The sequence below is a fragment of the Kandleria vitulina DSM 20405 genome (assembly GCF_000702065.1).
Lineage (GTDB): Bacteria > Bacillota_I > Bacilli_A > Erysipelotrichales > Coprobacillaceae > Kandleria > Kandleria vitulina.
Genome location: NZ_JNKN01000039.1, coordinates 1 through 13,260 on the forward strand (window position 1 = coordinate 1; position 13,260 = coordinate 13,260).

At 33.3% G+C, this 13,260-nt stretch carries 12 protein-coding genes and 1 tRNA gene; 9 read left to right on the forward strand and 4 right to left on the reverse strand.

Annotation, left to right across the window (positions count from 1 at the left end; translation table 11 throughout):
- Positions 1 to 300 precede the first annotated feature (300 nt).
- Positions 301 to 783 carry a hypothetical protein gene (locus T513_RS0108135; protein WP_029072804.1) on the reverse strand — a complete coding sequence of 161 codons (483 nt, stop codon included), beginning with the start codon at positions 781 to 783 and terminating at the stop codon, positions 301 to 303.
- 104 nt (positions 784 to 887) lie between these two features.
- On the opposite strand from T513_RS0108135, the gene ndk reads away from it, so the two are divergent.
- Entirely contained in the window at positions 888 to 1,295 is a 408-nt protein-coding gene (gene ndk, locus T513_RS0108140; RefSeq protein ID WP_029070928.1) for a nucleoside-diphosphate kinase, read from the forward strand.
- 25 nt (positions 1,296 to 1,320) lie between these two features.
- Here the strand turns inward: ndk and pepT are convergent, their stop codons facing one another.
- Positions 1,321 to 2,535: a peptidase T gene (pepT, locus tag T513_RS0108145; protein WP_029070929.1), complete on the reverse strand. Its 1,215-nt coding sequence runs from the start codon at positions 2,533 to 2,535 to the stop codon at positions 1,321 to 1,323.
- A 110-nt stretch (positions 2,536 to 2,645) separates the two neighbouring features.
- Between pepT and T513_RS0108150 the strand changes: the two genes are divergently transcribed.
- Together T513_RS0108150 and T513_RS0108155 are read left to right on the forward strand one after the other, a co-directional pair.
- On the forward strand, positions 2,646 to 3,227 hold the full coding sequence (locus T513_RS0108150; protein ID WP_029070930.1) for a ribonuclease H1 domain-containing protein: 582 nt from the start codon (positions 2,646 to 2,648) through the stop codon (positions 3,225 to 3,227).
- Complete coding sequence (locus tag T513_RS0108155; protein ID WP_031589719.1) at positions 3,224 to 4,129, forward strand: exonuclease domain-containing protein; 906 nt, start codon at positions 3,224 to 3,226, stop codon at positions 4,127 to 4,129. The genes T513_RS0108150 and T513_RS0108155 overlap by 4 nt, the downstream gene beginning before the upstream one ends.
- A gap of 27 nt (positions 4,130 to 4,156) precedes the next feature.
- Here the strand turns inward: T513_RS0108155 and T513_RS0108160 are convergent, their stop codons facing one another.
- Complete coding sequence (locus T513_RS0108160) at positions 4,157 to 5,317, reverse strand: hypothetical protein (RefSeq protein WP_031589720.1); 1,161 nt, start codon at positions 5,315 to 5,317, stop codon at positions 4,157 to 4,159.
- A gap of 171 nt (positions 5,318 to 5,488) precedes the next feature.
- Between T513_RS0108160 and T513_RS0108165 the strand changes: the two genes are divergently transcribed.
- The 4 genes from T513_RS0108165 (at position 5,489) to T513_RS0108180 (ending at position 8,006) form a co-directional block, all read left to right on the forward strand.
- Positions 5,489 to 6,499 carry a glycosyltransferase family 2 protein gene (locus T513_RS0108165; protein ID WP_029070933.1) on the forward strand — a complete coding sequence of 337 codons (1,011 nt, stop codon included), beginning with the start codon at positions 5,489 to 5,491 and terminating at the stop codon, positions 6,497 to 6,499.
- A gap of 51 nt (positions 6,500 to 6,550) precedes the next feature.
- Positions 6,551 to 7,210, forward strand: a complete 660-nt coding sequence (locus T513_RS0108170) for a phosphatase PAP2 family protein (RefSeq protein WP_029070934.1) — start codon at positions 6,551 to 6,553, stop codon at positions 7,208 to 7,210.
- 20 nt (positions 7,211 to 7,230) lie between these two features.
- A tRNA-Arg gene (locus T513_RS0108175) sits at positions 7,231 to 7,307 on the forward strand.
- Between the two features lie 219 nt (positions 7,308 to 7,526).
- Positions 7,527 to 8,006, forward strand: a complete 480-nt coding sequence (locus T513_RS0108180) for a hypothetical protein (protein WP_031589721.1) — start codon at positions 7,527 to 7,529, stop codon at positions 8,004 to 8,006.
- 207 nt (positions 8,007 to 8,213) lie between these two features.
- Here the strand turns inward: T513_RS0108180 and T513_RS0108185 are convergent, their stop codons facing one another.
- Complete coding sequence (locus T513_RS0108185; RefSeq protein ID WP_031589722.1) at positions 8,214 to 8,825, reverse strand: TetR/AcrR family transcriptional regulator; 612 nt, start codon at positions 8,823 to 8,825, stop codon at positions 8,214 to 8,216.
- Positions 8,826 to 8,969: 144 nt separating this feature from the next.
- On the opposite strand from T513_RS0108185, the gene T513_RS0108190 reads away from it, so the two are divergent.
- Both T513_RS0108190 and T513_RS0108195 read left to right on the forward strand, forming a co-directional pair.
- Positions 8,970 to 11,051, forward strand: a complete 2,082-nt coding sequence (locus T513_RS0108190) for an efflux RND transporter permease subunit (RefSeq protein ID WP_031589723.1) — start codon at positions 8,970 to 8,972, stop codon at positions 11,049 to 11,051.
- A gap of 1 nt (position 11,052) precedes the next feature.
- The gene (locus tag T513_RS0108195; RefSeq protein ID WP_031589724.1) at positions 11,053 to 13,134 is read left to right on the forward strand and encodes a hypothetical protein; all 2,082 of its coding nucleotides are present in this window, start codon (positions 11,053 to 11,055) and stop codon (positions 13,132 to 13,134) included.
- The last annotated feature ends 126 nt before the right edge of the window (positions 13,135 to 13,260 follow it).

The following is a 13,260-nucleotide window of genomic DNA, read 5'->3' on the forward strand; positions in this document are numbered from 1 at the left end:
TCTTTAATTTTCTGAGACAACATTCATCACTGAAATATAAGACACCTGTATCTGGCTTGTTTGATAATAATATGCTAATGCCTGATCAGTGGCTCAAGCTCATTGAGATATCACATAAGTACCATCCAGCAGACAATTAATCATTTCTCCAAGCAGTGCTCCAGGAGACGATACCCTCATTGCGCCTTTTTTAGGTGTTTTTTTATTACCTTCATAATCATTCGGTTTAGAAAAATTCAAAATATTCAATTTTAATACTACATGAATGATATCGCATCGTTCATCGATCCCTGAAATCTGTCATTCATCAAGTTTTTCATAAACTTTTGACTCTACCACAAAATCAAGAGCTTCATCCACAGTCAGTATATTGCTTAATAGATAGTAAATCGCATTTGCGAATCCGTAGGCCCCGTATATTTCTATTGGCAACAATAGAGAATGTTCGATGACTTTTCTTGGAAGGGAAGTATTGTGAACATTCACCTTGATGATGTAGGAAATAAAATGGGTTTCTTCATTTAATTGAAAATAGCCATATTCACTTTTCTCATTGATTTTAATAAAGAATTCTGTAAGCAGATCAAAGGCTTCAGGATGAACTTCAATAGGTAGACCTGTCTCTACGATATAGCTTTCTTCAGATACATGAATGAAGGTGGCACCTTCATTGATTTTACCTTCTATGTAGAAAGGGAAATGTATAATATTGTCTTTTTTCTGATAATGAATAGAAACATCAGTAAGAAATGATGTTAATGATTGAATGATATCTTGTTTCATATTGCACCTCTTCAAGTATTATACACCTATTTTTTTGATATATGTAAATAGATATTTGGTTATATGGTTTAATTTGATATAATGAAGATTGAGGTGATAGGAAAATGGAACGTACTTATATTATGTTAAAGCCTGATTGTATGACAAGAGGCTTAACAGGTGAAATTATCTCTAGAATTGAGAGAAGAGGGTATCGAATTACGAATGCGAAGTTTGTTTGGTTTGATGAGAAACTATGTGAAGAACATTATGCTCATTGTGTAGGCAAGCCTTGGTATGAACCAACACTTGAATATATGACATCTGGACCAAGCTTAGCAATGATTGTAGAAGGTGAAAATGTCATTAAAGGTATGCGTCTTTTAATGGGACCTACTAAATTCGGTGATGCTCAGCCAGGTACAATCAGAGGAGATTATGCAACATCTAATGCTCGTAATCTTATTCATGGATCAGATTCACCTGAAAATGCAGAAATTGAAATTAAGCGTTTCTTTGGTGAAAACGCATAATAAAAAGATCACGTTTGTGATCTTTTTATTTACGACTATTTCTAATAATAGCTAGCAACAATTCTACACCTTTTTTCATTGATGTAAGACTTGCGTATTCATAAGGACCATGATAGTTGTATCCTCCTGTTCCAAGGTTAGGAGTAGGAAGTCCTTTCGCTGAAAGCATAGCACCATCAGTACCACCACGAATTGGTGCGATTACTGGTGATAATCCAATATCAATCATTGCATCAGAAACCTGAGTGACAATTTCTGGTCTTTTAGCGATGATGTCTTTCATATTTTCATACTGTTTTACAGTTTCAATCTTGATGTATTCATCTCCGTATTTATTATTGATATACGCAGCAGCATCATTCATATGAGCAAGCAGTTCTTCCATTTTTTCTTTGCTGTGCTCTCTGATGATATATGAAAGAGTCGCATTGCTTACATCACCTTCCATATTATGAAGATGATAGAAGCCATCGTGTCCTTCTGTATGTTCTGGTCTATTGACATCACCAAGGAGAATATCAAAATCACGACCAAGTGTTAATGCGTTGATCATTTTGTTTTTAGCATCACCTGGATGATATGATTTTCCTTTAATAGAAACAGTAGCCTTGTAGGCATTGAAGTTTTCAAAGCTGTATTCTTCAATTGGACCACCATCTACAGTGTAGGCATAGTCTGCCCCAAAACGATCAATATCAAAATTGATGACACCTCTACCTACTTCTTCATCCGGTGTAAAAGCAATACTGATATCATGATGAAGGAAAGTTGGATGGCGGAATAAATATTCTGCCATTGTCATAATAATCGCAATTCCAGCTTTATCATCAGCACCAAGTAAAGTTGTACCGTCAGTTGTAATTAAATCATGATGAATCAATGTCTTTAATTCTGGATTTTCTTCAGGATCAAGATTCATAGTGTTATTTAATTTAATGATGCCACCATCATAATCTCTGATGATCTGTGGTTTAACATCTTTACCTGATGCATCTGGAGAAGTATCCATATGGGAAATGAAACCGATAGTTTCTCCTTCCTCTTCTACATTGGCAGGAATTGTACCATAGACAATTCCATACTCATTTCTTTCAACATCTTTCATACCTAAGATACGCATTTCTTCTGCTAAAAAATCTGCGAATTCAATCTGCTTGCTTGTAGTTGGAGCAGTTTCAGATGTTTCAGAAGATTGTGTATCGAAGCTTACATATTTTAAAAACCTATTTTCTATCTTCATATTTTATACCTCTAAATATCATTATAATAAAAAAGGATACACTTCTCAATAAAACTTCTAGACAAAAAGGGAAATAATACTTATTATGGTAGAGAAAAAGAGGGATACAAATGAAATATTATGCTGTAAAAAACGGAAGACATAAGGGTGTCTATACAACATGGAAAGAGTGCGAAGCAGAGATCAAAGGCTTTAAAGGCGCAGTCTATAAATCATTTCCCACTAAAGAAGAAGCTGAAGCTTTTCTTGAAGATCATCAGGAAATAAGAGAATGCCAGCTTATTGCCTATGTGGATGGAAGCTACCATATTAAAGAGAAAGTCTATGGCTATGGTGTTGTCTTAATCGAAGGTGGTCGTGTCATCAAGAAAATCTATGGCAAGGGTGAACATGAAGACTATGTTTCAATGCGTAATGTAGCCGGAGAAATATTTGGTAGTGAAGTTGCAGTGGAATATGCGATTGCAAATGGCTACGACAGCATTGCAATCTACTATGACTACATGGGCATTGAGAAATGGGCCAATGGTGAATGGAAAGCCAATAAGCCAGGCACTAAGCGCTATGTAGAGAAAATGAAAGATTATCGTAAGAAAATCTATATTCATTTCATTAAAGTACTTGCTCATAGTGGCGATACTTTTAATGACGAAGCTGACCGTTTAGCAAAGAAAGCAGTGGGTATTAAATGAGCGAATTCATAACTGTATTTGATATTGAAGTACTCAATATGGATCCAGCGAGTGTCTGTTCAATTGGGATTGTGCAGCTGCGTAATATGAAGGTCTATAAGGAATATTATTCATTAATACGACCAGCTGATCTTTCTTTTGATAAATACCGCTATGATGTTCATCATATTTCCCCAAAGATGCTAGTCAATCAGAAATCTTTTTTGGAAGTATGGGAAGATATCAAGCCTTTCTTTGAAAATCAGATTGTTGTATCCCATGATATACAAAGTGATATGTCATCAATTAGAGCGGCACTTAAAAAGAATCGCATCCCATTTCCTCGTATGTGGATGTCATGCACAAATGTGCTTGCTCATCTTGTAGAACCTGATCTAAAGAAATATAATGTCACAGATTTATGCAGTCATTATCATATTCAAATAGATCATCCTCATCATGCCCTTTATGATGCCAAAGCTGCTGCTGAAATTTTGCATAAGCTTATTTTAAAGTCAGATGCTTCATCATTGGCAGAATTACATGAAATCCATCATATTGAAATGGGTGAAATGAGAGAGAACTATTATCGTAATATCATTGCTCCAGAGCATGCTTCTATGAATGTGAAAAAAAAGTATATCTTTACTAATCAGAGTGTTGCCTTTACTGGCAATACCCGTGCTCCTAAAGAACAGTTAAGCATGCATCTAAAGAAAGTTCACGGTTATTATAATCGTGATGTCAATACGCATACTGATTATCTTGTTATTGGACACTTTGGGTACTATAAGACAAGATATGGCAAAAGCAATAAGAAGGTAAAAAAAGCATTAACGCTTAAACGAATGGGACAGGATATTAAGATTATCTCTGAAAAAGAATATATGCGTATGTTAAATAGAAAAAACAGAAGCTATTAAAAAAACGATGTTTTTGAAAACATCGTTTTATTTTTGTTCTCTGTAAGAATATGTTTCAATACCAAACAATCCGGTCTTTGTATCAATTTTTACTTTTGGATTTTTTGTTCTAATTAATACATGATACTCTTTTTTGCTGATACGTATTTTGTAGCTATCATATTTAGAATAAACATTACGTAAATGATAGTTATCTACAATCTTCAATGAATGATGAGGATTGTATTTCTTATAAGTCATAGAGTAAAGATTTACAAATCTTGTTTCTTGTACATTGACACCTGCCACACTTTCAATAGAAGAAGTAGTCTTAAGTGTCACTTCATTATTGATGAATAATCCTACAAATGGAATATAGAAAATCAAGAAGATCACAAAGATCATATCTTTAGTGATACCTTTGATTTTATTTGAAACATGATAGTAAACAAGAATGATTAAAAGCAGTACGATTGAGAAAATAATAATTGGCATGATAGGACCGATATTGTACTGGAAGAAAAGGAAAGCCCAGCCGATCATTGCAGGAATAAGCATTCCCATTAAGAAAGCCATACGGTTTTCTTCAATGATGTTCAACTGCATTGTTTTAAGAAGATAGATGTAATACATTGCTAAAATGAAAGGTAAGACAAGACTTAACAATGTACAGATGACTACATTATTGTAGATGCCATTAAATAATCCGATAATATAGGCAAAACCAATAAATGTGACAAGAAGAGAAACATAGCCAAGTGCTTTTCCCTGATCAAATGATGCAAGGGGATAAGATTGTCTTGATGAAATAGTAAATCCTTTGCTGGCCATGAAATCATTGAAGTCCAATAGATTATTTTGTTCATATTCATGTTCATTGATCTTAAGTGTCTTTTGATCATCAAATGTGATAATGATTGTATCATTGACTTCTTCAAAAGAAACAATGGAGTCATAAGGATGAAGATGGGCATTTGTCTTGATGCCATGTTCATCACAGTCTATTGTGACCATCTTTTTCTTGAAGATCTTATAAGTGATGACAAGAAGCAATACAATTAAAGCAATGTAAAGCATTGCAAGAGCGAAAGCTGGCTTAGTGAATAGAATAAGACCAGCAATTAATAAAGCCGCTACTGGATTGACAACCGTGAATACTTTTAAGGCTGTCGCTAGATAGCTTTTATACGTCAGTGTTATTTTACTCATTTGATAACTCCTTTAAAAATTATACAACAATACTATTATTTTACTCCATTTCTTTCAAATTGACTACAAATAGTAATAGAAAATCTCAATTTAATTTTTGGTTTCATATAATGTTATTGTGAGGAAAGAAAAGACATGATAAAATATGCGTGGAAAGAGGGGTTAATTCCTATGAAATTATTAACTGTAGCCATTCCTTGCTATAATTCACAGGATTATATGCATCATGCCATCGATAGTCTTTTAGGCTGCAAAGAAGATATTGAAATTCTTGTAGTAGATGATGGTTCAAAAGATGATACAGCAAAGATTGGCGATCGATATCAAGAACAGTATCCTGATGTTGTACGCTGCATTCATCAGGAAAACGGTGGCCATGGCGAAGCTGTCAACACAGGTATAAAAAATGCCACAGGTAAGTATTTTAAGGTTTTAGATAGCGATGACTGGTTTGATGAAGAAGCATTAAAGAAAGTTATTGATACATTAAAGAATCTTGAAAATCAGCCATTGGATATGATGATTGTCAATTACGTTTATGATAAACCAAGTACAAATACACAAAATCCAATTCGCTATACAAATGCATTACCACAAAATCGTATTTTTAGATGGTATAATGTAAAATATTTCTTGCCATCACAGAACTTGTTAATGCATTCTATCATTTATAGAACAGCAGTATTAAAGAACTGTGGATTGGTTCTTCCAAAACATACATTCTATGTAGATAATTTATTTGTATATGAACCATTGCCATATGTTCATACAATGTACTATTTAAATGTTGATCTTTACCACTATTTCATTGGTAGAGAAGATCAGAGTGTCAACGAAAAGGTCATGATTGGACGTATTGATCAGCAGATCAGAGTCAATAAACGCATGATTGATGCAGTTGATGTAATGAGTCTTAAATCAAGAAAACTTAGAAAATACATGATTCATTATTTAACAATCATTTCAACAGTTACAACAGTCCTTCTTGTTAAGAGTGGAACAGAAGAAAATCTTAAGAAGAGAGATGAATTCTGGAATTATATGAAGGAAACAAGACCAGAAGTCTATAAGGCTGTTCGTAAAACTATGCTTGGTACATTGATGAGACTAAGAGGTAAAGCAGGGCATAAAGTATTGATTGCAGGATATACAGTTGCTCAGAAGCTATTTGATTTCAATTAAAGAGGTTGCATTGCAATCTCTTTTTTGTTAGAATTTCTCTCGGTGATGAAAATGTTAGATAAAATCAATGATTTTTACAAGACTCATAAACATATATGGGTAGCAATCGTCTATTTTATGCTATATCTTCCATGGTATTTTGGAATCCAGCAAAGAAATCCTAGCGGGTTCTTTGACATGAATGTCGCATTAGATCACATGATTCCATTTGTACCGGGGTTTATTCTTATATATATGTACTGGTTCCTATTTGTTTTTGGAACAGGCTTATTCACATTCCTGGAGAATAAGGAAGAATTTTATAAATTTTGTTTAATCATGTTTGGTGGCATGACTGTCTGTCTGATCATTTTTACGATATTTCCGACTACATTTAATTATCGTCCTGATATCTTGACAGGAAATGCTCTTGAGAGATTTTTCTTGCATCTCGTCTACGGGGTAGATAAGCCAACAAATGTCTTCCCAAGCATTCATGTGTATAACTCTATTGGATGTGCTATCATTCTTACACATTCAGAAAGATTCAAGAATAGCAAATTCATGTTTATATTTGCGTGGCTAAGTGCTATCCTGATTACTTTATCCACAATGTATGTGAAACAGCACTCAGTGATGGATGCTGTTGCCGCAATCATTATTGCAATCGTATTCTACTATGTGACATACGGTCCATTCGATCGTTATCGTCAATCTAAAAAGAAGAGTTAAGCATTACAATAATGCTTAATGTCATCATAGCTCAGATGGATAGAGCATTCGCCTCCTAAGCGAAGGGTCGGCGGTTCGACTCCGCCTGATGACGCCAGTCAATATCCGGAATTCCTTATGGAAATTCCGTTTTTTTATGCATTGTGTCATTTAGATTCTTTTACAAGACCCATTAATGAGTTTTTTGTTTGTGATTATTATTTTTGAATATGAAATGATTATACGTCTAATTATTTGTACTATGTAAAAAATGTATTATTATATATGTAGAGAAAATGTATTTAAAATCAAAGAAAGGTAAACTGGTCATTTTAAAATGAAGAAAAAAATATTAGCTATTGTTGTTATTATACTATTACTTGTTGGTGCTTTATATTGGTTTAAATCACAGCCTAATTATAGAGATGATAAGAAGAGAATAAGTTTACAAGTGGATTCTGAATTTAGCTATAAATCAATATATGTGAGTGAACAGGGCTTTGGAAATGACATGGCAAATGTTTGTAGATTTACATTAAAGAATCCTAAGGATATCAAAGGGTTTGTAAGTGTAGATAAGCTTAATAAAAAAGAAAAAGAAGACATTGATAATTTTTATAATACAGATTTTAATACAGAGTGGGAAGATAATAAAAATACAGGTAAATACACTCATGTTATTAATGAATTATCTGCTTTAAAATCATCTTCTGATACGAAATATATTCATCATAGAATAGAAAACTCTTCAAGCTATGAATTATATATTTATAATAAAAAAATGAATGTAGGTTATTACGTTGTTTCTATTATTTAATAAATGATAGAAATATATTGGAACAAGTCAGATATTAATGTGAGTAGATTGAGTAATATGGATTATTAATAAACACATTAGAATACTAAAAAGCGCATGGATGAACCACGCGCTTTTTAGTTTGCATATATTAAACTGTACATGTAGTAAATTATCAAATTATTATGCAAAATGCAAGTGAAAAATGGAGAAATAAGTGGGGATGTTCTACTGGTGTATAAGGGCTTTTACTCCAGCGTAAAGATAAGGCTTATAAGTATCGATATCACATGGAATCTTTTGAACCATGCAGCGATAACAAGTCACACTGATTAATTCGACAATCATAAAGAATGTCATATCTGCGTTGTTGACTTGAATATGTTCACGCTTTATACCATCGATAAACATCTGGTAAAGTCCCATGGCATTATCATTGAAGATTTTTTCTATTTCTTTGGAATAGAATCCTAAAGAAAGATCTCGGTTAATAAATGTAAGAATACTGTCATCTTGTTTTAATTGTTCAATGACATGATCAATGATATAGATGAGTCGTTCATCAAATGTTTCAAGATTTTCATTATTCATGGCATTGATCGCATTTGTAAAAAGCTTTTGTGATTGATCAGTAACAAGTTGATTTCTAATATCTTCTTTATTTTTAAAATAGAGATAAAAGGTTCCCTTCGCTACCCCAGCTTTCTTGACAATATCTGAAATAGAAGTATCTGAGAATCCCTTAGTCCCAAAAAGTTCATAGGCATTATTAAGGAGCCTTGTCTTTTTTTCAGCTTTATTTATTTCTATTTTACTTTTTATTTCTTTTAATGTTTCCATGAAAATGCTCCTTTCTTCATTATAATATGTTAAAAATGACCGAAAGTCAATTTTTTTAGTAAAGTAATTGACCACCGGTCATTTTAGTGCTACCATTACAGTGTAATATATGACTGATGGTCATTTTGTATGGAGGCGAAATAGATGAAAACCTTTTGTAAAGGAGTAACAAGAGGTCGTTGGCTGATTATTGCGATCTGCATGATCTTGATCATACCATCCGTAATTGGATATGTCTCAACGAAGACGAATTACGACCTTGTATCCTATCTACCTCAAGATGTAGAAACAATGAAAGGGCAGAAAATCTTGTCTAAAGATTTTAGACAGGGTGCATTTGCGGTAATTATTACTGACAATATGAGTCCTAAACAGATTCTTGAGTTTGAGAAGGAAATAAAGAAAGTTGATTCTGTCAACAAGGTAGGAAGTGTCTATGATGTCATTGGGTATGAAATTCCAATAGAAATGTTGCCAAATGATATCGTGAAGAAAGTAAAGAAGGGTCAGGAAAACCTGATCATTACAACTTTTACTGAATCTACTTCTGATGATAGAACACTCAATGCGATTCAGAAAATTAGGGATCTGAAAAATAACATTAAGGTGGCAGGAATGTCAGCGACAACTTTGGATACAGCTCAGATTGCCAATAGTGAAGTTGTGATCTATGTGGTGATTGCGGTTATCTTATGTTTGATTGTCTTGATGTTTACTTTAGATTCATTCTTTGTACCAGTATTGTTATTGGGAAATATTGGTGTAGCTATTATTTACAATATGGGAACTAACTTATTCTTAGGTCAGATTTCCTATATTACAAAAGCGATTGCGGCAGTACTTCAGCTTGGTGTTACGACTGACTTCTCAATCTTCTTGTATCATAAATATGAATACTGGAAGAAACATCGTGACAATAAGCTAGAAGCTATGGAAGAAGCTATCGCTGAAACTTTGATTTCTGTTGTAGGGTCTTCTACGACTACAATTGCCGGTTTCTTGGCATTATGTACAATGTCATTGACATTGGGTACCGATATCGGTCTTGTAATGGCAAAAGGTGTTGCCTTTGGAGTATTGACTGTTATTACATTATTCCCAGCATTAGTTCTTGTATGCGATAAGTTAATTACAAAGACTGCACATAAGAGCATTTTGCCTAACTTATCTTTTATTAAGAATCTTGTGGTTAAGGGATATAAGGTTATTCTTGTATTATTTGTGATCTGTATGCCATTGGCTTATTATTGTCAATCTCATACACAAAGTTATTACAACTTAACTGCCGGTCTCCCTGATTATCTTCCAGGGGTACAGGCCAACAATAAATTAAAGAAAGATTTTAAGATTGTTTCACCTTATTTCATTATGATCGATAGCAACCTTAAGGCTTCTGATGTTCAGGAAATGGTTGGCAAGTTTGAAGATCTTAAAGGAATCGATATGGTGACTAGCTATTCTAAGTTAGCTTCACAGGGATTTAGTGAAGATATGCTTTCAAATGAAGTAAAGAGCATGATTGATGATGGTAAACATCAGATGGTTCTTCTAAGCTCTAAGTACGACACTGCAACTGATGAATTGAATGCTCAGATTGCCAAAGTCAATGAAATCGCAAAATCTTATGATAAGAATGCGATTGTATGTGGTGAAGGTCCACTTATGAAAGATATGGTTAATATCGCTGATGTTGACTTTAAGAACGTTAACTTTGCTTCTACAGGTATCGTATTTATCTTAATGTTATTGGTATTAAAGAGTGTGTCATTACCAGTACTATTAGTATTAGCTATTGAATTTGCGATTTATATCAACATGGGAATCCCATTTGTAATGGGACAGAAGATTCCATTTGTCGCAAGTATTGTTATTGGTACTATCCAGTTAGGAGCAACCATTGATTACGCTATCTTGATGAGTACGAAATATCTTGAAGTAAGAAAGAGTGGGGCAAGCAAGGTAGAAGCTGTTTCTACAGCAGTTGATGCTTCAGTTAACTCTATCTTCGTATCAGCCATGTGTTTCTTTGCGGCTACAGTTGGTGTAGGGATCTATTCAAAGATGGATATGATTTCTGCAATCTGTTCAATGATTTCACGTGGTGCCTTGATTTCAATGGTAACAGTTATGCTTATTGTTCCATCATTATTGATGGCATTTGATAAAATTATCATTCATTCATCATTAGGATTTAAGAATCTAAAGAAAAATAAGGAGGTCGCTTAATATGAAAAGCATATTAGCTAAAGCAATTCCATTAACAGTCGCTGTTTCAATGATGAGTGCAGTTCCTGCATTTGCCTATGAAAAAAATGAGACTGTTTATACTAAAATTGATGCTGATGGGAAAATAACTTATCAGAGTGTCAATGAACATATTACAAGTAATCATAAAGAAACAATCAATGATTATTCTGATTTAAGTGATATTGTTAATACATCAGGAAATGAAAAGCTTAAACGTGATGGCAAGAACATGACTTGGTCATCTCAGGGAAAAGATATTATCTATACTGGTAAGACAGAAAATGAGATGCCTATCAATCTTAATATCAGCTATGAATTAGATGGCAAGAAGATTAAGCCTAAAGATGTTAAAGGTCAGAGTGGTCATGTTAAGTTAACATTTAAATATACAAATATGATGGATCATCAGTACAAAGGTGAGAAGGTCTATACACCATTTATGGTTATGCTTTCTTCTACATTCAAGTCTGCTGATACAAAGAACTTAACTGTCAATACTGGTAAAATAATAAACAACGGTGAATCTGAACTTGTTGTTGGATTAGCTTCTCCAGGATTATATGACAGCTTTAATAAGATGGATGCCTTAAAGGAATTAGATAAGGTAGTTATTGAATATGATACAACTAACTTCAATTTAAAATCGATCTATAGTATTGCAACTCCTAAATTATTGGATGCTGATGATTTAAATAAAGTATTTGATAAGATTGATGATTCTTATGGAGATGTCAATAAATTAAAAGATGCAACGAATGCCTTAGTAGAAGGTTCTAAAACATTAGCTGAAGGAACTAAGACATATGCTTCTAAGATGAAAGAAGCAACATATGCTTCTAAGAAATTAAAGACTGAAGGTACTGATAAGCTTACTGAAGGCTATAAGAAAATCGATGATGGTATTTCTCAGTTAAATGATGGTACTAAAGATTTATCTAAGCTTCCTTCTCAGATGAAGAAACTTAAAGATGGATTAACTCAGTTAAATGACGCTTTAAAAGAATTAAAGAATACAAAGTCTAATCTTGAAGCTAAGAAGAGTGCTGGTATTGAAAAGATGGCAGCAGCATTATCTGCTAAAGTCAATGCGCAATTAGCTGATACAACTACTGATAAGACAAAAGAAGTACTTAACCAGGTAAGCGCAATTTCTAAGCAGCTTAATGCTGAGTCCAAGGAATTAACTCAGAAAACAACAGATTATCTTACATTCGTTCAACAGATTTCTCAAAATACATCTGCAACACCTGAACAGGCTGCAGCTGCTAAGAAGATGCTATTAGAAAAACAGAAAGCATTAAGTGACAAGGCTGAAGATGTTAAGGAATTAAAGGAACAGCTTAACGATGTAGAAACTGCTGCAAACAGTCTTCAGAAATATGCAGCAGACGCTAAGGAGTCTGCTGGTAAGAATCTTGTATTATCAATCTATAACAAGGATAGAGAAACAGGTTTATTTGAATCATGTGGTGATAACTATAGCACTGCTAAAGATCACAGTGGATATGTAAAATACAATTCGGTATTACTTGGAAAAGATAAGAATGGGAAAAATGTATATTTTTACAATAAATTGTATGAAATCTATCTTGCTGATCATGCTATTCAGACATTAAGTACATCTCAGGATAGTTTCAATAAACTATATAATGGTTCTAATACAATCTTAAAATCAGTTGAAAAGAGTGTAGAAAAACTTTCTGATAAGAAGACAGGTCTTCCTGCTTTACAGGATGGTGTCAATAAGCTTTACAATGGTTCTAAGACTTTCAGCAATGGATTAAATAAATATGCTGAAAACTATGATAAATTAACTAATGGCTTAAATAAATTAAACAATGCTTTCTCTCAGATTGTTGATGGAAGTGCAAAATTATCTTCAGGTATGGCTGAATATAAGACATCTGGTATTGATAAGATCACTAAGTTAGCTGATGATCTTCATAAAGATGAAGATAAGTTCAAGACATTATCTGATTACGCAAAAGATTACAAGTTTACTTCTACTAATAGTGATGCACAGTATGAAACTAAGTTTGTAACTGTCATTGAAAACAATTAGTCACCTCAAGATGGATCATAACGATCCATCTTTTTTTGTAAAACAATAAAACCCACAGCTATGCTGTGAGGTTGTTTTAAGACTTCAGTGAAGTGGTAAAGGTATTGTAAATGATAAAATCCCCTC